Annotated in this window: 20 protein-coding genes and 1 tRNA gene; 9 read left to right on the top strand and 12 right to left on the bottom strand. The window is 66.6% G+C overall.

Translation table 11 applies throughout. From position 1 onward, the window contains the following. Positions 1 to 12: 12 nt before the first annotated feature. On the bottom strand, positions 13 to 1,383 hold the full coding sequence (locus A3M7_RS0110345) for a hydrolase (protein ID WP_027543859.1): 1,371 nt from the start codon (positions 1,381 to 1,383) through the stop codon (positions 13 to 15). A 137-nt stretch (positions 1,384 to 1,520) separates the two neighbouring features. On the opposite strand from A3M7_RS0110345, the gene A3M7_RS0110340 reads away from it, so the two are divergent. Then, on the top strand, positions 1,521 to 3,203 hold the full coding sequence (locus A3M7_RS0110340) for an MFS transporter (protein WP_027543858.1): 1,683 nt from the start codon (positions 1,521 to 1,523) through the stop codon (positions 3,201 to 3,203). A gap of 108 nt (positions 3,204 to 3,311) precedes the next feature. Here A3M7_RS0110340 and A3M7_RS0110335 read toward each other — a convergent pair whose 3' ends face one another. Beyond that, entirely contained in the window at positions 3,312 to 3,527 is a 216-nt protein-coding gene (locus tag A3M7_RS0110335; RefSeq protein ID WP_027543857.1) for a hypothetical protein, read from the bottom strand. Positions 3,528 to 3,694: 167 nt separating this feature from the next. After that, entirely contained in the window at positions 3,695 to 4,018 is a 324-nt protein-coding gene (locus A3M7_RS0110330; RefSeq protein WP_027543856.1) for a hypothetical protein, read from the bottom strand. Between the two features lie 253 nt (positions 4,019 to 4,271). Here A3M7_RS0110330 and A3M7_RS0110325 point away from each other — a divergent pair, with 253 nt between their 5' ends. After that, entirely contained in the window at positions 4,272 to 5,327 is a 1,056-nt protein-coding gene (locus tag A3M7_RS0110325) for a polysaccharide deacetylase family protein (RefSeq protein ID WP_027543855.1), read from the top strand. An 84-nt stretch (positions 5,328 to 5,411) separates the two neighbouring features. On the opposite strand, the gene A3M7_RS0110320 is transcribed toward A3M7_RS0110325, so the two are convergent. The 5 genes from A3M7_RS0110320 to A3M7_RS0110300 form a co-directional block, all read right to left on the bottom strand. Further along, on the bottom strand, positions 5,412 to 5,798 hold the full coding sequence (locus tag A3M7_RS0110320; RefSeq protein WP_027543854.1) for a hypothetical protein: 387 nt from the start codon (positions 5,796 to 5,798) through the stop codon (positions 5,412 to 5,414). A 169-nt stretch (positions 5,799 to 5,967) separates the two neighbouring features. Then, a tRNA-Thr gene (locus tag A3M7_RS0110315) sits at positions 5,968 to 6,043 on the bottom strand. Between the two features lie 100 nt (positions 6,044 to 6,143). Then, positions 6,144 to 7,898 carry a heme biosynthesis protein HemY gene (locus A3M7_RS0110310; protein WP_027543853.1) on the bottom strand — a complete coding sequence of 585 codons (1,755 nt, stop codon included), beginning with the start codon at positions 7,896 to 7,898 and terminating at the stop codon, positions 6,144 to 6,146. Positions 7,899 to 7,934: 36 nt separating this feature from the next. Then, a complete protein-coding gene (locus tag A3M7_RS0110305) occupies positions 7,935 to 9,146 on the bottom strand; it encodes a COG4223 family protein (RefSeq protein ID WP_027543852.1) in 1,212 nt (403 codons plus the stop codon). 95 nt (positions 9,147 to 9,241) lie between these two features. Continuing rightward, complete coding sequence (locus tag A3M7_RS0110300) at positions 9,242 to 9,988, bottom strand: uroporphyrinogen-III synthase (RefSeq protein ID WP_027543851.1); 747 nt, start codon at positions 9,986 to 9,988, stop codon at positions 9,242 to 9,244. Positions 9,989 to 10,139: 151 nt separating this feature from the next. Here A3M7_RS0110300 and tsaD point away from each other — a divergent pair, with 151 nt between their 5' ends. From tsaD to A3M7_RS0110285, 3 genes are all read left to right on the top strand, one after another. Further along, positions 10,140 to 11,213, top strand: a complete 1,074-nt coding sequence (tsaD, locus tag A3M7_RS0110295; RefSeq protein WP_027543850.1) for a tRNA (adenosine(37)-N6)-threonylcarbamoyltransferase complex transferase subunit TsaD — start codon at positions 10,140 to 10,142, stop codon at positions 11,211 to 11,213. A gap of 187 nt (positions 11,214 to 11,400) precedes the next feature. Beyond that, positions 11,401 to 12,381 carry an NAD(P)H-dependent glycerol-3-phosphate dehydrogenase gene (locus A3M7_RS0110290; RefSeq protein ID WP_027543849.1) on the top strand — a complete coding sequence of 327 codons (981 nt, stop codon included), beginning with the start codon at positions 11,401 to 11,403 and terminating at the stop codon, positions 12,379 to 12,381. 151 nt (positions 12,382 to 12,532) lie between these two features. Continuing rightward, on the top strand, positions 12,533 to 12,946 hold the full coding sequence (locus A3M7_RS0110285; protein ID WP_027543848.1) for an EVE domain-containing protein: 414 nt from the start codon (positions 12,533 to 12,535) through the stop codon (positions 12,944 to 12,946). Positions 12,947 to 13,037: 91 nt separating this feature from the next. Here A3M7_RS0110285 and A3M7_RS0110280 read toward each other — a convergent pair whose 3' ends face one another. Further along, positions 13,038 to 14,117, bottom strand: a complete 1,080-nt coding sequence (locus tag A3M7_RS0110280; RefSeq protein WP_027543847.1) for an adenylate/guanylate cyclase domain-containing protein — start codon at positions 14,115 to 14,117, stop codon at positions 13,038 to 13,040. A gap of 102 nt (positions 14,118 to 14,219) precedes the next feature. Between A3M7_RS0110280 and A3M7_RS0110275 the strand changes: the two genes are divergently transcribed. Then, positions 14,220 to 14,675, top strand: coding sequence for an SRPBCC domain-containing protein (locus A3M7_RS0110275; protein ID WP_027543846.1), 456 nt, complete (start codon positions 14,220 to 14,222; stop codon positions 14,673 to 14,675). Positions 14,676 to 14,790: 115 nt separating this feature from the next. Here the strand turns inward: A3M7_RS0110275 and A3M7_RS0110270 are convergent, their stop codons facing one another. Beyond that, positions 14,791 to 15,960 (bottom strand): DNA topoisomerase IB, encoded by a 1,170-nt coding sequence (locus A3M7_RS0110270; protein WP_027543845.1) that lies wholly within the window; start codon positions 15,958 to 15,960, stop codon positions 14,791 to 14,793. Positions 15,961 to 16,361: 401 nt separating this feature from the next. On the opposite strand from A3M7_RS0110270, the gene acs reads away from it, so the two are divergent. Beyond that, positions 16,362 to 18,308: an acetate--CoA ligase gene (gene acs / locus A3M7_RS0110265; protein ID WP_027543844.1), complete on the top strand. Its 1,947-nt coding sequence runs from the start codon at positions 16,362 to 16,364 to the stop codon at positions 18,306 to 18,308. A 439-nt stretch (positions 18,309 to 18,747) separates the two neighbouring features. Next, a complete protein-coding gene (locus tag A3M7_RS0110260; RefSeq protein WP_027543843.1) occupies positions 18,748 to 19,263 on the top strand; it encodes a L,D-transpeptidase in 516 nt (171 codons plus the stop codon). A 55-nt stretch (positions 19,264 to 19,318) separates the two neighbouring features. On the opposite strand, the gene A3M7_RS0110255 is transcribed toward A3M7_RS0110260, so the two are convergent. Both A3M7_RS0110255 and A3M7_RS0110250 read right to left on the bottom strand, forming a co-directional pair. Further along, on the bottom strand, positions 19,319 to 19,906 hold the full coding sequence (locus tag A3M7_RS0110255) for a thermonuclease family protein (protein WP_027543842.1): 588 nt from the start codon (positions 19,904 to 19,906) through the stop codon (positions 19,319 to 19,321). A 56-nt stretch (positions 19,907 to 19,962) separates the two neighbouring features. Beyond that, entirely contained in the window at positions 19,963 to 20,160 is a 198-nt protein-coding gene (locus tag A3M7_RS0110250; RefSeq protein WP_027543841.1) for a DUF1674 domain-containing protein, read from the bottom strand. A gap of 188 nt (positions 20,161 to 20,348) precedes the next feature. On the opposite strand from A3M7_RS0110250, the gene A3M7_RS0110245 reads away from it, so the two are divergent. Continuing rightward, positions 20,349 to 21,695, top strand: a complete 1,347-nt coding sequence (locus tag A3M7_RS0110245) for an RsmB/NOP family class I SAM-dependent RNA methyltransferase (protein ID WP_027543840.1) — start codon at positions 20,349 to 20,351, stop codon at positions 21,693 to 21,695. Positions 21,696 to 21,752: the final 57 nt, after the last annotated feature.

The raw sequence follows: 21,752 nt of genomic DNA, 5'->3' as shown, positions 1-21,752 counted from the left end.
GCAGGCAAATAGCTAGTAAGTCAGCTCGGCGACCGCAATCCTGTTCTCGGAGGCAGGCCAGAGGCGTGCCACAATCCGTTCTTCGCCGAACTGGGCCACGATGTTACGCCCGATCTCGCTGGCCGGAAGCCGCAATGTTGCTGCCGAATCCGTGGGCACGCCCGGCTTGACGTCGGCCGGCTCCTTGCCGTCGAGCAGAACGACATCCCGCGGCAGGCCGAAATAGCCGCGCGGACGTGACATGATCACGACGGCGCCGGCGTCCTTGTCCGCCGGCCCGAGCGGACGCGCGGCGCGCAGGTGGACGACGTCGGACGAGCGCGGAAAGGGCGAGCGATAGATATGCGTGGTCGGCGCATCCGGCGACGCGAGGGCGAACTCGAGCGACCAGGAGGATTCGACCTGCGCCGGCCCCCAGCGGCCGTCGGCGCCGGTCTTCGAGCTGTGCACCGCATTGCCCTTGCGCTCACCGGTATCAGGGTCGACGCGGAAGATATCGACGGTTGCGCCCGCCACCGGACGATTGGTCGGCACGCCGCCGGGCGTTCCCGTGACGAGGCCACTCAGCCTGACGCTCGGTTCCGGCACAATCGCGAGGCGCGTCGGCTCGCGGCCGGCGATGAACTTGTAGATCTCGCGGAAGGCGCGCGGGTGAAACGCCACCTCGCGATGATCGAGCACGCCGAGCACGAGGTTGGTGGCCCCCTGCAGCTCCGGCCCCTCGGTGGTGACACCGGTCGGCGTGCCGGGCTTGCCGATGAAGCGGCCGTCGGCTTGCGCGTATTTGTCCATGCCATCGCTGCGCAAGGTGAGGAAAGCCGTGCCCGGCGTCACCTCGCTCTCACCCTCGTTCAAGCCGCGCAGGAATGGACCGCGGCCGTTGAACTCGTTTCCGAGCTGGTCGTCGGTCGCGAACACGCCGTGATTGGGCGTGCCGCACAGGACGGCGTGGCTGACGTCGGCCGCACCGCCGTTCCTGATGACGTTGCGGATCGCATTGCCGCCGCGCGAGCTGCCGACCAGCGCCACGCGCGGTGCGCCGGTGCGGCGCTTCAGTTCAGTGATGGCGGCAGTGAGCTCGCGGCGCTGGTCCTCGGTCGAGGAGCGGTTGGCCTGTTCGACCTTGTCGTCGCTCCGCGCCAGGGGATCGGTGAAGTTGATCGCCAGCATGCGATCGCGCGCAACGCCATTGGATTCCATCCGCCACATCGTGGTCATCCAGAGCGCGTCGTAGTCGCCATTGCCGTGGACGAACAGGATCGGCGGCACCTCGGCGCCCTGCGCCGCGGGCGTGGTTTGAGCGAAAGCGTCCATCCGGATGCTCGCAAGCGCAAAAGGCAACGTGCCGGCACCCAGCAAGATCGTCCGTCGCGACAGCTTCATCTGTTCCTCCCCGGCAAAACCGCCTCTTTGCACCGCTTATAGCGTCCTAAACACTGGACAGCGAAGGACTTTCGCGGGCATCACTGAATTTGCCGGAATCACCAGGACCACTTCTGCCAGCCCTTTTGGAAGGGGATATGACCGAGCAGCCGAACCGTCAGAGAATCGCGGCCGACGGCATCGCCGCGCCGCTGCGGTACACCGTTTTCCGCCGCATCTGGCTCGCCAGCCTGCTCTCCAATCTCGGCCTGCTGATCCAGGGCGTGGGCGCCGCCTGGGCGATGACGCAGATGGCGGCCTCGGCCGACAAGGTGGCGCTGGTGCAGACCGCGCTGATGCTGCCGATCATGCTGATTTCGATGCCGGCCGGCGCCATCGCCGACATGTATGACCGCCGCATCGTCACGCTGGTCTCGCTCATGATCGCGCTGACCGGCGCGACCGCGCTCACGATCCTGGCCGGGCTCAAGCTGATCACGCCGGAAACGCTGCTCGCCTTCTGCTTCGTCGTGGGCAGCGGCAACGCGCTGTTCGGCCCGGCCTGGCAATCCTCTGTCAGCGAGCAGGTGCCGCCCGAAGCATTGCCGTCGGCCGTCGCGCTGAACGGCATCAGCTACAACATCGCGCGCAGCTTCGGTCCCGCGGTCGGCGGTGTCATCGTCGCCGCGCTCGGCGCGGTGGCGGCGTTTGCCTGCAACGCGATCCTCTATCTGCCGCTGCTGGTCGTGCTGCTGCTGTGGCGGCGCAGCACCGAGCCCTCGCGCCTGCCCCGGGAGAAGCTCAACCGCGCCATGGTCTCGGGCTTCCGCTACATCACCAATTCGCCGCCGATCAAGATCGTGCTGCTGCGCACGCTGGTGATGGGCCTGATTGGCGGCGCCATCATGGCACTGATGCCGCTGATCGCGCGCGACCTGCTGCATGGCGGCGCGCAGACCTACGGCATCATGCTCGGCGCCTTCGGCATGGGCGCGGTCGTCGGCGCGCTCAACATCCACGAATTGCGTAAGCGCATGAGCGGCGAGTCCGCAATCCGCGCCTGCACCATCTCGATGGCCTTCGCGATGGCCGCCCTTGCCGTGAGCACAGAACCGGTGCTGACGGCGGCCGCGCTGGTGCTGGCCGGCGCGGTCTGGATGGCCGCCGTCGCGCTGTTCAATATCGGCGTGCAGCTCTCGGCACCGCGCTGGGTCGCAGGCCGGTCGCTGGCGGCGTTCCAGGCCTCGATCTCCGGCGGCATCGCGATCGGCGCCTGGGGCTGGGGCCATCTCACCGACTATGCCGGCGTCGAGGTCGCGCTTCTGGTCGCGGCAGGCCTGATGCTGGTCTCGCCGTTGCTGGGAATCTGGCTCACGATGCCGCGCGTCGGCGCCCGCAACGAGGACGCCGAGGTGCTCGCCGATCCCGAGGTCAGGCTGTCGCTCACCGGCCGCAGCGGACCACTGGTGGTCGAGATCGAATACCGGGTGTCTCAGGAGAACGCGCGCGCCTTCCACAATGTGATGCAGGACGTGCAGCTCTCGAGGCAGCGCAACGGCGCCTATGGCTGGTCGATCGCGCGCGACATCGCCGATCCCGAATTGTGGACCGAGCGCTATCACTGCCCGACCTGGTTCGACTATCTACGCCAGCGCAACCGCTCGACCCTATCCGAACGCGCGCTGCATCAGCAGGCGATCGATTTCCACGTCGGCCCCGAGCCGGTGCGCGTCCGCCGCATGCTGGAGCGTCCGTTCGGCTCGGTGCGCTGGAAGGAAGAGACGCCGGACCAGGGTGCAAGCGAGGTGCTGCCCGTGGTCGCGGCGGGGAGCAGCACGTAGGTTTTGTAAGTCCGTAGCCCGGATGGAGCGTAGCGTAATCCGGGACGGTCTTTCCGTATGCGCGAATCCCGGATTTCGCTTTGCTCCATCCGGGCTACGACGACGTCACTACTGCCCGTGATCCGTCAGCACCTTGTCGCAGCCTTTACTCAGCCGCGTGCGATTCTGCTTGAGGCAGGCGAGCACAGCCTGGTCGCCATTGTTCATCACGGCGCGGCAGAAGCGCGTGACGTCGCGCGCGCAGGCGTCGTGTCCGGGCTGCTGTTGCGCTGATGCGCCAGATGCGCACAGGAGAAAAGGAACGATCAAAAGAAATCTGGTCATCGCGTAATGCCTCTTACCCGGAAGAAAGTGCGGGCGAAGCTAGTGCGACGATCCCGGAGCCGCAACGGCTTTATTGGCAGGACCGTATTCGTCGTCGCGTGGCCCCGGCTTGACGCCGGGGCACTGCGCGAAGGGAGCTAACCGACGCAATGATCGTTGTGTTGCTCTTACTGCTTGTCCTGGGCGTCAGCGACCTTGCGTGAGGCGCCCTTGGCGAGGTCCTTGTCCATCACCGCGCGGCAGCCGGCGCTCAAGTCCGAGCGATGCTTCATCATGCATGCGGTGATCTTCGGGATGTTGGGGATTTCCGACGAGCACAGGCGGAAGGCATCGCCGGTGCACATCTGCTGCGCTTCGGACGAGAAGGCGAAGCTCGACGTCGTCGAAACGATCGAGACGATGGCGGCGAAGCCCAGAGCGAGGCTGGTGTCGCGGATCTTGCTACTCAAGGACTTGCTACTCAAGGACTTGGCGGTAAACGACGTGATCATTTGAAGCTCCCAATGGCACCGCAGGAAGCGGGCCTGTTGTTGATGGGAACTACGATGCTCCAGCAAAACAGTTTCCACTGTGATGATGGTCACGGGGCGGGCCCCAACTGTGACTTCGGTCACATTGGCGCACCTCACTGAAAATCCGGCGCAAACGCCGTCGTGTTGGTGTCACGTTAACTGTTCCTTCGCATTAATGGCTCGTCGCGCGGGAAATTCCGCAGGTTTGGTTGCGTAATTGGAAAGAGTAGCGATGCGTAATGCGTTGGGCCTGATGCTGGCCAGTGTAGTTGCGGCGGTCGTGATTGCCGCCGGAGGTTGGTTTTATTATTCCTCGCGCACCGATCAGGGCGCCCCCAAGACAGTTGCCGCCCGTGCCGCCGACCCGTTGCCGGCACAGGCGAAAATCGCCACCAAGGACGACGTCGCGACCACCGCGGCGATCGCGGCGAAGCCGACGGCCGTTGCCCAGGCATCGGCGCCTGCGCCCGCCCCGGTCGCGCCAGTTCAGCCGAAGCAGGCCTGCGCCAATCCGAACGCGCTGGGCGTCGCCCGCGTGGTCGAGATCGACACGACTGGCGGTCCCGGCTTCGGCTTCGAGCACTTCAAGCAGTTCGATTTCCTCACCGACAAGGAGGTCGTGCTGACCTTCGACGACGGTCCGTGGCCGGTCAACACGCCCGCGGTGCTGAAGGCGCTCGCGGATGAATGCACCAAGGGCCTGTTCTTCTCGGTCGGCAAGCACGCGACCTACCACCCGGAGATCCTGCGCCAGGTTCTGGCCCAGGGCCACACGGTCGGCACGCACACCTGGTCGCATGTCAACCTGAACAGCAAAAAGATGACGGAGCAACAGGTCAAGGACGAGGTCGAGAAGGGCTTTAGCGCAGTGAGGTTCGCGCTCGGCACCAACCCGGCGCCGTTCTTCCGCTTCCCGCAGCTTCAGCACAATCCGGCGATGGTGACCTATTTCGGCACCCGCAACGTCGCGATGTTCTCGACCGACATCGATTCCTTCGACTTCAGGAAGGGCGCCACGCCGGAGAAGATCGTCGAGACCGTGATGGGCAGGCTCGACAAGCTCGGCAAGGGCATCATCCTGATGCACGACTTCCAGAAGCACACCGGCGAAGCCATGCCGGCGCTGCTCGCGCGGCTCAAGGCCGGCGGCTACAAAATCGTGCAGATGAAGGCCAAGACGACCTTCCAGACGCTGCCGGAATATGACGAAGCGCTGCTGAAGGACCTGAAGGTGCCGACCTCGAGCGCGCGTCCGATCGGAAGCGTGGTGCAGACGGTTTCGCAGTAAGCTCGGATCAAATCGCTGTCTCAATACGCGTCATGGCCGGGCTCTTGCCCGGCCATTGGCGTTTCGGGGAAGGCAAGTCGCCGCTTACCAGTAGATGCCGTGGCGATGCAGCTCGCTGATGATACGGCGTTCGGTCCAGCTATGCTTGTGCTTCGGCATGTTGGCTTTCGCGGTGGTCTTCGGCGCAGGCTGAGTTGTGGTCGCGGCCGGTGCCGAAGTCGTCGTGGTTGCGGCGGGAGCCGGTGCCGCGGCAGGCGCAGGAGCCGGGATCGCCGGCGGACGGTCGACATATTTCGGAGCTTCAGTGACGGGTGCGACTTCGCTCACTTGTGTGGCCGTGGTTGTCGCTGTCGTCGTCAGCGGCGCCGAGGCCTGTTCGCTCGCCGTGGCCAGCGAGAGGCTGCGTGGGCCGTCCGCCTGGGCAGATGCGGAAGCCAGGACCATGGCGGCAACCAGAATGATCTTGCGCATGTGAAATCTCCCCGTGTTGGCGTGACGGGGACGCTACGCGAGAGACGCGCGACACGATGTGATCGCAATCACGCAAGCGACCGGACAATCTTGAACCCGCGCACGCTCACGCCAGCTGGATGCGTCGGTTAGGACGCTTGTCTGCGACGATCGGATGAATTCGGGGCGCTGGTGCCGCAAGAGGGATTCGAACCCCCGACCCCGTCATTACGAATGACGTGCTCTACCGACTGAGCTATTGCGGCGAACCCTGCCGGGGCCCGGGCGATGCCGGCCCCGATACGCGCGCTCCTGATATCGGGCATGGCCCGAATTGGCAAGAACAAGCGGGGCGCGAAATGCGGCTTAGGCGCCCCAACGGGACCAGAATCCGCGCCAGCCGCCGGCCTGGGCCTTGGGCGTGCCGATTTGTTCCGTAAATTCATCGCTTGGGCCCTCGTCATCGATGCCGGGATCGTCCGGGGCACGGACGATCGGGATGACAGCGGGAATCGGAGCAGGTGCGGGCTTGCCGAGGTCGGCGCGGGTCCGGAACACGGGCGTTTCCGCCACCGGCGCTGATTCGGCCGGCGCGGGGGCCGGTTCAACCGGCTCGGTGGGCGTGACGACGGGCTCTGCCTTTGGTTCTTCCTTTGGCTCTTCCTTGGCCGCCGGAGGTGAATTGTCCTGCTCGGCCGGGGTCGATGCAGCCGGAGCCGGTTCCATCGGGGTGTCATTCGCAGGCGCCGTGACCCGTTTCGGCGGCGGGGCCGCCAGCATGGCTTCCTCGAAGGCTGAGGACTCGATCAAGTCGCCCTTGTCGGAAGGAAGGTTCGCGACCGGCGTCTGCCACTGGAAGGCGTCGAGGCGGCCGGTGACCGGGGAGACCGGGCGCCAGCGATCACTGACATAGCCGTCGGCGGTCCAGGCCGGATCGTGGCGGGCACGCACCGCGCGCAAGGTCCAGGCGCGGGCGCGGCCGCCGTCGCCGTGCTCGGTGCGCTCGATCTCGGCCATCAGCAGGGCGACGCGCTGGGTCGGATCGTTGACATAGGGCGCCAGCACCGCACGCGCGCGGGCGAACTCGGAGGCATCGATCGCGGCACGTGCGAGCGCGAGCTGGCCTTCAATATGGCCGGCTCTATCGGCAGGCGTCTTGGCCGCAAGCGTCTCGACCCGCTGCAAGCGCTGCCGTGCGGAATCGCCGAGCCTCACATGTGCATAGGCCTCGGCCAGATCGGGATGCGGATTGGCGAGCCAGGCGACCTCGACCAGCTTCATGGCGCGGCGCACCTGATGCGCCTCGCTCTCGAACTTTGCGGCGAGCACCGCGGCCGGCACCAGGGTCGGTGCGAGCTTGATCGCCTCCATCACGCTCTCGCGTGCGACGTCGCGGTCCATCGTCTCCAATTCCAGCGCGCGTGCGGTGAGCAGCACGCCGCGCTGGCGGCGATACGCCGGCTTGTCGATCAGGCCCGCGGACAGGTTCGAATCGAGGATCGCGAGCGCGCCGCTCCAGTCGCCGCGCGCGCAGCGGAAGCCGAGCACGGCATGCGAGGCCCAGGTCGAGGACGGCGACAGCTTGATCGCTTCCTCCGCGATCATGACGGCGCCGACCGCATCGTCGGCGCGCTGCGCCTCGATGAACAGGCCGCGCAGGCCGAGCAGTCGCGTATCCTCGCGCTCGGCCATGGCGCGGAAGGCGCGCTGCGCCTGGTCGCGATTGCCTTCGAGCTGCGCCGACTGGGCGTGCAGCAGCAGCGCGAGCGGATCGTTCGGCGCATGCCGTCGCGCCGTCTCGGCGTGACGGCGGGCGAGCGCGGTATCGCCATGACCGATCGCGAGCAGGCCGTGGGTGATGGCGTGGCGGCCGCGGGCGTGGCGCTTTTCATGGCGGCGGCGGCGCAAACGCCCCGGCGTCCGCCAGATCGTCGTCAGGATGCTCCAGACGAGCACGACGGCCGCGGCAAAGAGGCCCAGCAGGAACACGAACCTCGGCAACGTCGTTGAGGCGCGGAAACCACCCGCGGTCAGGACGAGATCGCCGGGCTGATCGGCAACCCAGGCCGCGCCGGCCGCTGCCAGAGCGATCAAGACGAGGAAAAGGACGATGCGAAGCATGGCGATCCCTATACGCGCTGATTATTGCGCGAAGCTTTATTGAGCAGGCTTGACGAGATCCGCCATGGCATCGTCGGCGAACTTGCGGGACGCGGCGAGCGCGGCATCGCGGGCATTGGCCTTGTCGAGCCAGGCCTGCGCCGGCGCGCGATCGGCATCGGGCAGCGTCTTCAACTCGCGCCGCGCCTCGACGAAATCATTGCGGAGCGCAGCAGCCGTCACCCGCGCCACGATGGCGCCGCGGTCGTTGCCGACCCCGTCGGTCCGCTCGATGCGGACGAGCTTTGACGCTCCCGCCTGGAGACGCTCGACGATGCCGGTGCCGCTGGACTGGGCATCCGCCGGCGGCGACAGCTTTGGCACGATGTTGAGGAGTTCGCGGCTCAGCGCAACCGGTGTCGGGATGCCCGACGATGCAAAGGTGTCGAGTGGCTTCAGCATGTCGGGCTTGGCCGCCAGCGACCGCGCCGCGGCGAGCTGCGCCTCATAGGGATCGCCATGGCGCACGGCGACGTCGAGCAGGGCCGCCGCCACCACATGGCGCAGCGGCTTGTCGTCCATCGTCTTGGCGTCGGCAATCTTCTCGCCCTGCTGCGCGAGCTCGGCCCGCTCCGTTTTGCTGGCGCGCTCGAGCTGCGCGATGCGGTCGTTGAGAGCGGCAAGATCAGGCGAAGCGGCGCCCGGCGCAGATTTCGCATCGTTCAGAGCGCTCGCGGTCTTGTCGGACTGGGCGCGCAGATTGGCGATGTCGCTGCGCAGGCTGCCTGCGGATTTTTCCAGCGCATCGATCCGCGCCACCATGGCCGGATCGGCAGCGGGCTTGCCAGCCTTGGCTTCGACCGCGGCAACGCGACCGTTCAGGGCGTCGACCGTCGCGCTTGTCACCTGTGGTGCGGCTGGCGGGGCCTGCACGGCGGGCCAGCCCAGCATCCAGCCGACCCCGATCACGACGGCCGCCGCCACCGCACCGGAGAGCGGTGCAATGACCCAGGGCGAAACCGGGGGCGACGCGGGAGCGGCCGCAGCCGCGGCCTGCGCCTCGGCGCGCTCCGGCTCGGCCTCGGCCTGCTCGGATTTTGCCGGCTCGGGCTCGGTGTGCTCGCTCGCCGGCGGAGCCTCGGGCTCGCCTGCCACCGCCTGCGGCTGGGTCGAGACTTCGGTCGCCTCGAGGTCGATGGTGGTCGGGGTGCGCTTGGCACGACCGGACTCGGGGGCCAATCCTGCGTCTTCAGGCTTGTCGTCGGCCATCGTGACGGTTCCTCACACTTCCATACCTTGCGCGGCAAAGGTCCTTGGCAAAAATCCTTGGACGGACCCGATCGCGTCGGATTCGGCCCGACCTCTTACGCCAAACGGGTGCGCAAAGCACGCTCCAAGGTGTCAAATAAGGCATTTTCGTCCGGCTTCGCGGCCACCAGAACCTGCGACGCACCGGCATCGCGCAGCACGCTGGCGACCGTCTCGGACAGGCAGCATTGCGGTATAGCCAGCGCCGAGATTTCGACGCCTTCGTCCCGCGCTGCATCCAGGAACGCCCGCGCGCTGCGCCGGGAATAATGCAGCACAGCCTCGATCCCATGCGCGGCGAAGCCCTCGCAGACATCGCGCGGGAGAATCTTGACCGGCGCCATGCGATAGGTGGTCTGCGTAACCACGTTGAAGCCTTCGGTGCCGAGTTCGCCGCCGAGATCGCGCGACAGATCCGCGCCGGCGAGATAAAGCAGCGTGCTTTTCTTCTTCAACACCTTGTCGCGCGCACTTTGTATGACCTTGTCGCGCAGGGCTGCGGAATCGCCGCCGGCGACGATCACCTCGGCAAAGCCGGCGTCGCGCGCGGCAGTCGCGGTGTGCTCGCCGACCGCGAACAGCGGCAGCTTCAACAGGCCGAGATCCTGCAGTTGCGGCGCGACGGCACGGATCGCATTGGCCGATGTGACAATGATGGCGCTATAGTTCGCCTCGCTCTCGTCGTGGAAAGCGACCGGCTCGAACTTGAGCACGGGCGCGAGCAGCACCACATGACCCCGCGCGCGTAAATTGTCCGCCGTCGCCTCATTTTCGGGATGCGGCCGTGTGACAAGAATGGACATCGCTTGTGTTCCCGAACCGCGTGACGGTGACGCATTCGCAAGGACGGCTGCGCGTGATGATTGCGCAAGCCGACCCCGGAATGCTACCGGACGTACCAGAACTCTGCTTTCCGGATGAGCGCAAGGGCGCAAATTGGATAACAATTCGCCAATGCTGGTATTGGGCATCGAAACCACCTGCGACGAGACCGCCGCGGCCGTGATCGAACGCGCGCCTGACGGCAGCGGCAAGATCCTGTCCAACATCGTGCGGTCGCAGGTCGAGGAGCATGCCCGTTTCGGCGGCGTGGTGCCGGAGATTGCCGCCCGCGCGCATGTCGACCTGCTCGACAGCATCATCGACCGCGCCATGCACGAGGCCGGCATCGACTTCGCCCAGCTCAATGGCGTCGCGGCGGCCGCGGGACCGGGCCTGATCGGCGGCGTCATCGTCGGGCTCACCACCGCGAAGGCGATCGCGTTGGTGCACGACACGCCGCTGGTCGCGGTGAATCATCTGGAGGCGCACGCGCTGACGCCGCGCCTCACCGACGGAATTGAATTTCCGTACTGCCTGTTCCTCGCCTCCGGCGGCCATACCCAGATCGTCGCGGTCACCGGCGTCGGCCAATATGTGCGGCTCGGTACCACCGTCGACGACGCCATCGGCGAAGCCTTCGACAAGGTCGCGAAGATGCTGGGCCTGCCCTATCCCGGCGGCCCGCAGGTCGAGCGCGCGGCGGCAAGCGGCGAGGCCGCGCGCTTTGCCTTTCCGCGGCCGATGCAGGGCAGGCCGGATGCCAACTTCTCCCTGTCGGGATTGAAGACCGCGGTGCGCAACGAAGCAAGCCGGATCGCCGAGATCACGCCGCAGGACATCAGCGATCTCTGTGCAAGCTTCCAGGCCGCCGTGCTGGATTCGACGGCCGACCGGCTGAGTGTCGGCTTGAGACTTTTCCGCGAACAGTTCGGCGCACCGCGTGCGCTCGTGGCCGCCGGTGGCGTCGCCGCCAATCAGGCGATCCGCGGCGCGCTGCACGACGTCGCGCGGCAGGCCGGGACGCAACTGATCATGCCGCCGCCCGCGCTCTGCACCGACAACGGCGCGATGATCGCCTGGGCCGGCGCCGAGCGCCTCGCGCTGGGGATGACCGACACGATGGAAGCCCAGCCCCGCGCACGCTGGCTGCTCGACGCGAATGCGACAGCGCCCGCGGGCTACGGCAAGACGCGAGCGGGATTCTAATGCACATGCGTTGCCACGAGCTCTCTTTCACCTCGCCCCGCTTGCGGGGAGAGGTCGGATTGCATCGAAGATGCAATCCGGGTGAGGGGGACTCTCCGCGAGTCTCTCTCTCACCGTCCGTGCGGAGACTCCCCCTCACCCCGACCCTCTCCCCGCAAGCGGGGCGAGGGAGTAGAGGGATCGAGCGATGACCGCGTTCCAGTCCGTTGCGGTGATCGGAGCGGGCGCCTGGGGTACGGCGCTGGCGATGGTGGCAGCACGGGCCGGGCGAAGCGTCACGCTCTGGGCCCGCAACGCCGAGCATGCGGCGCGGATTGCATCGACCCGCGACAATCCACGGCTGCCCGGCGTGCGGCTCGCGCAGGAAATTGTCGTGACGAACGAGCTGGCGCTCGCCGCGCGCGCAGACATGCTTCTGATCGCAACGCCGGCGCAGCATCTGCGCGGCGCCGTCAACATGCTGGCCTCGCATCTGACGACGCAGACGCCTGTCGTCGCCTGCGCCAAGGGCATCGAGCACGGCACCCACAAATTCATGACCGACGTGATCGCCGAAGCCGCGCTGCACGCGCAGCCGGCGATCCTGTCGGGCCCGAGCTTTGCCGACGACGTCGCACGCGGCCTGCCGACGGCGGTGACGCTGGCGGCCAAGGAGGAAGAGCTGGCCAGCAGCCTGGTGCAGGCGCTGGGCTCGCCGACGTTCCGGCCCTATCACTCCACCGACGTCCGCGGCGTCGAGATCGGCGGCGCCGCCAAGAACGTGCTGGCGATCGCCGCCGGAATCGTAGTCGGCCGCAACCTCGGGGCCTCCGCGCTCGCCGCGCTGACCACGCGCGGCTTCAGCGAGCTGGCACGGCTCGGCCGCGCCTGCGGCGCGCGCACGGAAACGCTCTCGGGCCTCTCCGGCCTCGGCGATCTGCTGCTGAGCTGTTCGACCGCGCAATCGCGCAATTTCGCGCTCGGCATCGCGCTCGGCCGCGGCGAGGCGGCGCCGGCGGGCAAGCTTGCGGAAGGCGCATTCACCGCGCCGGTGCTGGTCGAGTTCGCGGCCGCACGGAACGTCGACATGCCGGTCTCGCAAGCGGTCGCCGCGATTCTCGACAACAGATTGACGATCGACGCCGCGATCGAAGGGCTGCTGACGCGGCCGTTCAAGGCAGAGGAATGACATTTTCCGTCATGCCCGCGCTTGTCGCGGGCATCCACGTCTTGATATTGAACACGGAAGCAGAGACGTGGATGGCCGGGCATAGGCGAGCGGAAGCGACGCCGTCCTTCGGACGGCTATGCCCGGCCACAACGAACGGATAGGGCGCGCGATGAACTACTGGCTGGTGAAATCCGAACCGTCGGTGTGGTCCTGGGATCAGCAGGTGGCGAAGGGTGCCAAGGGCGAAGCCTGGACGGGGGTGCGCAATTACACCGCGCGCCAGAACCTCGTCGCCATGAAGAAGGGCGACAAGGCGTTCTTCTATCATTCCAACGAGGGCAAGGAGATCGTCGGCATCGCGGAGGTCATCAAGGAGGCCTATCCCGATCCGACCGACAAGACCGCAAAATTCGTCTGCGTCGACATCAAGGCGGACAAGCCGCTGAAGACGCCGGTGACGATGGTCGCGATCAAGGCCGAGAAGAAGCTCGCCGACATGGCGCTGGTGAAATATTCGCGCCTGTCGGTGCAGCCGGTGACGGCGGAGGAGTGGAAGCTCGTCTGCAAGATGGGCGGGATGTAGTCGAAGCTGCCGTAGCCCGGATGAGTGCAGCGACATCCGGGATGGCCCGGTCCCGCATGTCGCTACGCTCATGCGGGCTACGCTATCCGACTCACGTCTCCGGCAGCGCGAAGACCTCGCATGGCGCGGCAATGCCGCGCAGCGGATGCGATCCCCGCGCAACGAGCGCCATGTCCGTCTCCGCGGCGAGCGCGCCCGACACCAGCACGGTCTCGCGAAGCGGCTTGCACAATCCCTCGAGCCGGCTGGCGAGATTGACGGCGGGACCGATCGCCGTGAAATCGAGCCGGTTGGCGGCGCCGATATTGCCCCACAGCATCTCGCCAAGATGGAGCGCGGCGCCGAACGACAGCGGCGGCAGGCCCTGGTTGCGGCGCTCATTGTTGAGATAGGCCATCCCGGCCCTGGCCGCGCTAGCGGCGCGCAAGGCCGCATCGCACGCCCGGCGCGGTGATGCCTCGACCACCGGAAAGATCGCGAGCACGCCGTCGCCGATGAATTTCAGCACCTCGCCGCCAAAGGCGTGGACGGCACCGGCGATGCGGTCGAACCAGGCGTCGAGCGCCGCGATGACCTGGGCCGGCGGTGTGGTTTCCGACAGGATCGTGAAGTCGCGCAGGTCCGCATAGAGCAGCGCGGCCTGAATGGTTTCGCCGAGGTCGCGCCGCAGCGGTGCCGCCAGCACCCGCGCGGCGCTGCGCTTGCCAAGATAGGCATCCAGCGTCGCCCGCAACGTGTCGCGCGCAGCGAGCACGGCAAGGGGCGTCGCGGCAAAACGCGCAGCCTGGCGCAGTTGCTCGATTTCAGCCGCGGTGAACGGACGCGGTCCGATCCAGCCGAGCAATGGCCCATCGGACCGCCCGACGACATCTTCGTGCACGGCACCGTCCGCAATGCCGCGGAGCCAGCGGCGACCGGCATCGTTGGGCGGGTCGGGCGCCAATCCGCCCGGTGCAAAGCCGAGCGCTTCGATCACCGTGCCGTTCTCGGCTCGCCACAGCCAGGTCCGCTTCGCGATCAGCGGGTGTGGCACCTCCAGCGTCAGGCTGCCTGCCGCAAGCGGCACGCCGTCGGCGACCAGGTGCGCGCCGAGTTCCGCAAGCAGCCGGTCGGCCCCGGGACTATCCGAGGCGGCATCGACGAGCCAGGCGAGGGTCGGAGCGAGGTGCATGGCCCGATCATGGCGAAGGCAGGCCGTCTTTGTCACGAGGCAATCCTTGACGTACCGCTCGGCCGCCGCCATGTGCCAATGTCAGCCCAGGGATGATCGCCGATGCCCGAACCGTTCATAGTGCGACGCGAGACCCAGATCGCAGCCCCGCGTGCCACCGTCTTCGCCTATTTGACCGATCCCGAGAAGATTTTGAGCTGGATGGGCTCCGACGCGACCACGGAGCTGCATCCCGGCGGGCTCTATCTGCTCAAGGGCGTCGGCCCACGCGGCGGCGCCGCCCGCGGCGCCTTCCGCGAGGTCGTGCCGGTGCATCGTCTGGCCTACACGTTTGGCTGGGAGGGCGGCCAGGAAGTGCCGCCCGGCTCGAGCCTGATCGAGATCGACCTGATCGAGCGCGACGGCGGCACGCTGCTGCGCATGACCCATAGCGGGCTGCCGACCGAGGAACAGGCAGCCGCACACGCGAAGGGTTGGGCGCACTATCTGGAGCGACTCACGATTTCGGCTGCGGGCAGGGATCCCGGTCCCGACAAGGGTGTTTCAGACAAAATGTAGGCGTAGGGTGGGCAAAGCGAAGCGTGCCCACGCTGCCTGTCATCGATTTCGTGAAGACTGGTGGGCACGGCGCAAGCGCGCCTTTGCCCACCCTACGACCACGGCATCGTGACCGTTACACCGCCGCGGTCGCGACCACCTGCGCCAGAAGCTGCTCGCGCCTTGCCTGCGAGCGCTGGCCCTTCATGGTCGCGGCGAAGCGCTCGAGGATGCCATCCTCGAAGGCGGTGACGATGGTGTCGTGGACATAGCTCTTGCGGCAGATCGCCGCCGTGTTGGAGAGCTTGTCGGCCGCGGCACGGATCGCGTCCAGCACCTGCTTCTTGCGGCCGCGCTGGCTGGTCGCGGGCGTGATCCGCGACAGCGATTCCACCACGACGGCTGAGGCCATCAGCGTGCGAAAATCCTTCAGCGAAATCTTGATGCCGGCGATCTCGCGCAAGAACGCGTTCACCTGCGTGGTGTTGACCGCGCGCACGATGCCGTAGGCATCGCGATACTGGAACATGCGCTTGCCGGGAACGCCGCGCAGGATGCCGATGGCGCGCACCAGCTTGGCCGCGTCGCATTCCTTGCGCACTGCCTTGCCGCCCTTCGCCTTGAAGGTCAGCACGAAGCAATCGTCTTCCAGCGTCACGTTCGACTTCAGCAGCGTGGTCGCACCGCGGGTGCCGTTGAGGCGGGCATAGGATTCGTTGCCGGGACGGATCGCGGTGCGCGCGATCAATTCGATCACCGCGGAGAGCGCGAACTCGCGCGTCGGCTCGTCGCCCGACAGGAACGCCGAGACCTTGCGCCGGATCTTTGGCAGCGCGCCGACGAGCTTTTCCAGGCGATGCGCCTTGCGGTGCTCGCGGACCTTCTCCCAGTCGGCGTGATAGCGATATTGCAGCCGGCCCGCGGCATCGCGTCCCACGGCCTGGAGATGCGTGCTTGGATCGGCCGAGTAGCGCACCTCGCGATAGGCCGGTGGCACCGCCATGGCGTGCAGCCGGCGGATGGTGCGGGCGTCGCGGATATGGGCGCCGTTGGGGCGGACGAAGGAATAGCCCTTGCCGCGCTTGATGCGGCGGATGGTCAGCTCGTTCTGGTCGCCGAGCCGCAGGCCCAGCTCCCTGGCCAGCGCCTCGACCGTCGCCGCGGGCGCCGCGTCGAAGACCTTTTTCGGGCTGAGACGCGCCGATGCGGCCGGTTTCGGCCATTGTCCGAGGGCTTTGGCCAGCGCAATAGCGGCAGGATCGGCTGAAGCGGGCCGCATCGTCCCGAGATTCCGCTGATCCATCATAGTGTTACGCCTTAGCCCTGCCTGTTACCGGTCAATGCCGCTGTTCTGATGTTTGTTCCTGGGGGTCTCTTTGGACCCGGGTTGGCCATTTAGGGTGTTCCGAACCGTATTGCGAGTCCCGAATCGTGAGAGACGGTTCCTAAATACCTCCGCACGCTGCATGGGGGCTCTGCGCCGGTCCGTTCCGGAGATTTCGGTAAAGAGCCGAAAGGCGCCGTCCGGCCTGTTTCAGATTTGCGACAGCCGACCTGCGCACCTTGATCCTCCGCATGGCCGGCCGCTCGCCGAAGGTCCAGCTTGTGCACCTTGTCGGGTCCGGTTAGCCCGACGCATAATCGGTTTAACGATCAAGTCGGCTCGCCGGTCGCTTGTGTTCGGCTTGCCGCATCTGGAGGGAAACAATGTCCGAGAAGATTTACGACGTCCCGGCGGAGTGGGCGAAGCGCGCCTGGGTCGACCAGGCCAAGTACAAGGAAATGTACGCCCGCTCGATCTCGGACCCGAACGGTTTCTGGGCCGAACAGGCCAAGCGCCTCGACTGGATGAAGGCGCCGACGAAAATCGAGAACGTCTCGTTCGCACCGGGCAACGTCTCGATCAAATGGTTCGAGGACGGCGTCCTCAACGTCGCCCATAACTGCATCGACCGTCATCTGCACAAGCGCGCCAACCAGACCGCGATCATCTGGGAAGGCGACGATCCCTCGCAGTCCCGCCACATCACCTACAAGGAGCTGCACGACGAGGTCTGCCGGATGGCCAACATCCTGCGCACCCGCAACGTCAAGAAGGGCGATCGCGTCACCATCTACCTGCCGATGATTCCGGAAGCGGCCTATGCGATGCTGGCCTGCGCGCGGATCGGCGCGATCCACTCCGTGGTGTTCGCGGGCTTCTCGCCCGACAGCCTCGCCCAGCGTATCAACGACTGCCAATCCAAGGTCATCATCACGGCCGACGAAGGCCTGCGCGGCGGCAAGAAGGTGCCGCTGAAGGCCAATGTCGACGCCGCGCTCACTAAAGCCGATGGCGTCGACTGGGTCGTCGTCGTCAAGCGCACCGGTGGCAGTGTCGAGATGAATCCGTCGCGCGACCTCTGGTACCACGACGCGGCCAAGATGGTGACGACCGAGTGCCCGGCCGAGCACATGCACGCCGAGGATCCGCTGTTCATCCTCTATACCTCAGGCTCGACCGGCCAGCCCAAGGGCGTACTGCACACCTCGGCTGGCTATCTCGTCTATGCCGCGATGACGCATCAATACGTCTTCGACTATCACGACGGCGACATCTACTGGTGCACCGCCGACGTCGGCTGGGTCACCGGCCACAGCTACATTCTCTACGGTCCGCTGGCCAATGGTGCGACCACGCTGATGTTCGAGGGCGTGCCGAATTATCCGGATAATTCGCGCTTCTGGAACGTCATCGACAAGCACAAGGTCAACATCTTCTACACCGCGCCGACGGCCATCCGCGCCCTCATGCAGAGCGGTGACGAGCCGGTGAAGAAGACCTCGCGCGCTTCGCTCCGCCTGCTCGGCTCGGTCGGCGAGCCCATCAATCCGGAGGCGTGGGAGTGGTATCACCGCGTCGTCGGCGACGACCGCTGCCCGATCGTCGATACCTGGTGGCAGACCGAGACCGGCGGCATCCTGATCACGCCGCTGCCGGGCGCAACCAAGCTGAAGCCGGGCTCGGCGACGCAGCCCTTCTTCGGCGTGGTGCCTGAAATCGTCGATGCCGACGGCAAGGTTCTGGAAGGCGAGACCACCGGCAATCTCTGTCTCACCCGGTCATGGCCGGGCATGATGCGCACGGTCTATGGCGACCACGCGCGCTTCGAGCAGACCTATTTCTCGACCTACAAGGGCAAATACTTCACCGGCGACGGCTGCCGGCGCGACGCCGACGGCTATTACTGGATCACCGGCCGCGTCGACGACGTCATCAACGTCTCCGGCCACCGCATGGGCACCGCGGAGGTCGAGAGCGCGCTCGTTGCGCATGAGAAGGTGTCCGAAGCTGCCGTGGTCGGCTTCCCGCACGACATCAAGGGCCAGGGCATCTACGCCTATGTCACCCTGATGGCTGGCGTCCAGCCGACCGACGATCTGCGCAAGGAGCTCGTGACCTGGGTGCGCAAGGAGATCGGCCCGATCGCCTCGCCCGACCAGATCCAGTTCGCGCCGGGCCTGCCCAAGACCCGCTCCGGCAAGATCATGCGCCGCATCCTGCGCAAGATCGCCGAGGACGAGCCGGGCAGCCTGGGCGACACGTCGACCCTGGCCGATCCCGCCGTGGTCGACGACCTCGTCAAGAACCGGCAGAACAAGAAGTCGGCGTAGCAGCTCTCGTGCCCCGGACGCAGCGCAGCGCTTCCCTGGCGATGCGGAGCATCGTCCAGTAGCGATGCGCTGCCGAGCCGGGGCCGCTGCCGCTTGCTGGGTCCCGGCTCTGCGTCGCGTCACTTTGTGCCGCGCCGCGTCCGGGACACGACGCCACTTCCGGGTTGTATCCACGCCCCCGAAACAACAGCCGTTCACACCCTCACGCTCTTGTCAGGGCGCGTGCCGGCATGGCCGTATCTTTCCCGCCAAGTGTTGTTTTCAGGTCATTTACTTTATTTCGAACATTTCCTTTGTTCCCGTGCTGGCTGGCCCTCGGCGGCCGCGCGTGGAAACCATCCGGTTAACGGGCGCGGTTAATACTGTGTGGGCGAGCGGGCAATTGCCGGGTTTGCGTAGATTTGGACAACCCGTTCGGGGCAACGGAAGGCGAGCATCGATGTCGATGAGGATTGCGGTGGCGTTGGCGGCCACCATCGGGGCGGGGATATTGATGTCAACGGCGGCAGAGGCGCGGCCGGAAATGGTGGGGGCGCACCTGGCCGACTATTCGCCGGGCACCATCGTGGTCAAGACCAACGAGCGGCGGCTCTATCTCATTCTCGATAACGGCCACGCCGTGCGCTATCCGGTCGGCGTCGGCAAGTCCGGCAAGCAGTGGGCCGGCACGACCCGTATCGACGGCAAATATCGCAATCCGGCCTGGTCGCCGCCCGCCGAGGTGAAGCGCGACAAGCCGCAGCTTCCCGACGTCATTCCCGGCGGCTCGCCGCGCAACCCGATGGGCGTTGCGGCGATGACGCTCGCCGGCGGCGAATATGCGATCCACGGCACCAACGTGCCGGGCTCCGTCGGAGGCTTCGTCTCCTACGGCTGCATCCGCATGCTCAACGACGACATCACCGATCTCTACAGCCGCGTCTCCGTCGGCACGACGGTGGTCGTGACGCGCTGATCGAAGGATCAGGACAAGACAGCGAAAGCCGCGTCATTCGACGCGGCTTTTTTTGTTACCAGAAGCGCCAGCTGCGCGCGCACCAGCCGTCGCGATGGCCGCCATTGTAACTGCGCGCATAGCCACCCGCGAGCAGCACGGCCGAGACGTTGGCAGTGTGTTTGGTCGCGACGTCGGCGAGAACACGCCCATACTTGTCGGGGCCGAGATTGGTGATCGTGACGCCGCCCTGGCCGAGCAGATTGCGCAGCACGTCCGTGGCGGCTTCGGCCTTGTCCAGTTCCTCCCGGCAGGACGCCTTCATCTCGGGCGCGTCGATGCCGCGCAGGCGAACGCGCGCGACGAGAACGCGTCCGTCACGCTGGTGCACGCGAGCGAGAAAGGTATCACCGTCGATGGTGCGAATGACGTCGACCGGCTGACGGATGTCCGGATTGGCCTGCTGCAAAATGATCTCGGCATCTCGCGATTGACCGTCGGTCGCATGCGGGAAGGGCCAGTTCATCCCGTGCCGGAACGTAAGCACGACGGCTACCACGATTCCGACCACGAACATCCACGGCAACAGCCCCGAAAAGTGACGGCCGAACGGCGAGCCACTGAATGAGGGCCGGTATGGATGGCTGGGATCGAAACGCGGCATCCGTGCACGCTAGGGCTGAGTCGGGCGATCCGGCAAGACAGCCTAAAAAGACAGCCTCAAAAGTCCGAGGCGATACCCTTGCGCTCCCAATCGCCGTAGCGGGTGGGCTCAGGGCCCTTCGGTCCCTGCAATTCCTTCGGCGCCGCCTCGGCGTGGGCAGCAGCAGCCTGCCGGCGCGCTTCCGCCTCGGCCAGCGCACGCTGGGCGGCCGGCGTGAGCTGCTTGCGATAGGAAACGGAGGGCTGGTCACTCATCGTCGAGGTTCCTAGCGCAGGATCACGGGGCGTGCGACGCCCAATAACGCATTGCTGAAATGGCCATGACGGCCTGTAAACGCGAGAGGCCATTCTTACATTTGGCATATTCGCGTGCCAGAGATAGCTTTCTCAAGGCATGCGCCCATATCGGCGGAACTGCCGCTTGCTCAGAACCTTACTTCCGCATGCCATCTCAACGTTTCGCCCCACCATCCGAAGTGCCTGGTCTTGCGGCGCGGCGGATTGCCGCCGACATCGTCGACGGAGTCCTGCACAAGCACCGCACGCTTGACGACCAGCTCGACGGCGGCGGCGCCCATCCCGGACTGAAGACGCTGGCCGACCGCGACCGCGCGCTGATGCGCCGCCTGGTCGCGACCGTGCTGCGCCGGCTCGGCACGCTCGGCCATGTGCTGTCCCGCCTGCTCGACAAGGGCATTCCCTCCGACGCACCGCGCGCGCAGAGCGCGCTGCTGATCGGCGCCGCCCAGATCCTCTGGATGGACGTGCCCGATCATGCCGCCGTCGATCTCTCCGTCCGCCTCGTGCAATCCGACCGGCGCGCTGCGCGCTATGCCGGCCTCGTCAACGCCGTGCTGCGCCGCTGTGCGCGCGAGGGCCAGGCGCTGGTCGAGGAAGTTGCCACGCAATCGCTGGACCTGCCGCCATGGCTGCTGGCGCGCTGGAGCGCACATTATAGCGAGGCGACCGCAAGGAACATGGCACTGGCACTCGGCCATGAGCCGTCGCTCGATCTGACCGTGAAGTCGGACACCGACCAATGGGCGAGCCGCCTGCATGGCGAGACGCTGCCGACGGGGACGGTGCGGATGCTGCTGCATGGCTCGGTGACCATGCTGCCCGGCTTCGCCGAAGGACAATGGTGGGTGCAGGATGCCGCCGCCGCGTTGCCGGCCCGGCTGTTCGGCGACATCAAGGGCAAGTCCATTGCCGATCTTTGCGCCGCCCCCGGCGGCAAGACCGCGCAACTGGCGCACGCGGGCGCGCATGTCACGGCGGTCGACCGCTCGCCTGCCCGGGTGGCACGGCTGCGCGAGAATCTGGCGCGGCTGTCGCTCCAGGCCGAGACCGTCGTCGCTGACGCCGCGGAATGGGCCGGCCCTGCGGAAGGTTTTGACGGTATCCTGATCGACGCGCCCTGCACCTCAACCGGCACGATCCGCCGTCATCCCGACGTGGCCTGGCTGCGACAGGAGTCCGACATCGCCGCCCTGACCGCGCTCCAGCAGCGGCTGCTGCGAAAATCGGTCGCGCTGCTCAAGCCGGGTGGGACGCTGGTCTACTGCACCTGTTCGCTGGAACCCGAGGAGGGCGAGCACGCCATCGCCGCGCTGCTGGCCGCCGAGCCTGCGCTTCGCCGCCTCCCGATCGAGGCATCGGAGGTCTCGGGGCTGTCCGAGATCATCACCGCCGAGGGTGACCTGCGCACCCTGCCCAGCCATCTGCCGAACGCCGATCCCAAGCTCGGCGGGCTCGACGGATTCTTCGCCGCCCGGCTCGTTAAATCCTGATTTTGCACTGGTTTTTACAAACTCGACGTTGATTCCCGCCGTTCAAGGTGGTGTCAG

It is taken from the genome of Bradyrhizobium sp. WSM2254 (assembly GCF_000472645.1).
Taxonomy (GTDB): Bacteria; Pseudomonadota; Alphaproteobacteria; order Rhizobiales; family Xanthobacteraceae; genus Bradyrhizobium; species Bradyrhizobium niftali.
Note: the sequence above shows the minus strand (reverse complement) of the source record. Positions and strands in the feature narration are given on the sequence as shown.

What these genes read in the sequence shown, in the direction of transcription:
- A3M7_RS0110320 (WP_027543854.1), bottom strand. Translation starts at nt 5,798, where the DNA reads ATGCGCAAGATCATTCTGGTTGCCGCCATGGTCCTGGCTTCCGCATCT.
- A3M7_RS0110250 (WP_027543841.1), bottom strand. Translation starts at nt 20,160, where the DNA reads ATGAGTGACCAGCCCTCCGTTTCCTATCGCAAGCAGCTCACGCCGGCC.
- A3M7_RS0110335 (WP_027543857.1), bottom strand. Translation starts at nt 3,527, where the DNA reads ATGACCAGATTTCTTTTGATCGTTCCTTTTCTCCTGTGCGCATCTGGC.
- A3M7_RS0110325 (WP_027543855.1), top strand. Translation starts at nt 4,272, where the DNA reads ATGCGTAATGCGTTGGGCCTGATGCTGGCCAGTGTAGTTGCGGCGGTC.
- A3M7_RS0110345 (WP_027543859.1), bottom strand. Translation starts at nt 1,383, where the DNA reads ATGAAGCTGTCGCGACGGACGATCTTGCTGGGTGCCGGCACGTTGCCT.
- A3M7_RS0110280 (WP_027543847.1), bottom strand. Translation starts at nt 14,117, where the DNA reads ATGCACCTCGCTCCGACCCTCGCCTGGCTCGTCGATGCCGCCTCGGAT.
- A3M7_RS0110270 (WP_027543845.1), bottom strand. Translation starts at nt 15,960, where the DNA reads ATGATGGATCAGCGGAATCTCGGGACGATGCGGCCCGCTTCAGCCGAT.
- A3M7_RS0110310 (WP_027543853.1), bottom strand. Translation starts at nt 7,898, where the DNA reads ATGCTTCGCATCGTCCTTTTCCTCGTCTTGATCGCTCTGGCAGCGGCC.
- A3M7_RS0110245 (WP_027543840.1), top strand. Translation starts at nt 20,349, where the DNA reads ATGCCATCTCAACGTTTCGCCCCACCATCCGAAGTGCCTGGTCTTGCG.
- A3M7_RS0110275 (WP_027543846.1), top strand. Translation starts at nt 14,220, where the DNA reads ATGCCCGAACCGTTCATAGTGCGACGCGAGACCCAGATCGCAGCCCCG.
- A3M7_RS0110300 (WP_027543851.1), bottom strand. Translation starts at nt 9,988, where the DNA reads ATGTCCATTCTTGTCACACGGCCGCATCCCGAAAATGAGGCGACGGCG.
- A3M7_RS0110330 (WP_027543856.1), bottom strand. Translation starts at nt 4,018, where the DNA reads ATGATCACGTCGTTTACCGCCAAGTCCTTGAGTAGCAAGTCCTTGAGT.
- acs (WP_027543844.1), top strand. Translation starts at nt 16,362, where the DNA reads ATGTCCGAGAAGATTTACGACGTCCCGGCGGAGTGGGCGAAGCGCGCC.
- A3M7_RS0110255 (WP_027543842.1), bottom strand. Translation starts at nt 19,906, where the DNA reads ATGCCGCGTTTCGATCCCAGCCATCCATACCGGCCCTCATTCAGTGGC.
- A3M7_RS0110290 (WP_027543849.1), top strand. Translation starts at nt 11,401, where the DNA reads ATGACCGCGTTCCAGTCCGTTGCGGTGATCGGAGCGGGCGCCTGGGGT.
- A3M7_RS0110305 (WP_027543852.1), bottom strand. Translation starts at nt 9,146, where the DNA reads ATGGCCGACGACAAGCCTGAAGACGCAGGATTGGCCCCCGAGTCCGGT.
- A3M7_RS0110340 (WP_027543858.1), top strand. Translation starts at nt 1,521, where the DNA reads ATGACCGAGCAGCCGAACCGTCAGAGAATCGCGGCCGACGGCATCGCC.
- tsaD (WP_027543850.1), top strand. Translation starts at nt 10,140, where the DNA reads ATGCTGGTATTGGGCATCGAAACCACCTGCGACGAGACCGCCGCGGCC.
- A3M7_RS0110260 (WP_027543843.1), top strand. Translation starts at nt 18,748, where the DNA reads ATGTCGATGAGGATTGCGGTGGCGTTGGCGGCCACCATCGGGGCGGGG.
- A3M7_RS0110285 (WP_027543848.1), top strand. Translation starts at nt 12,533, where the DNA reads ATGAACTACTGGCTGGTGAAATCCGAACCGTCGGTGTGGTCCTGGGAT.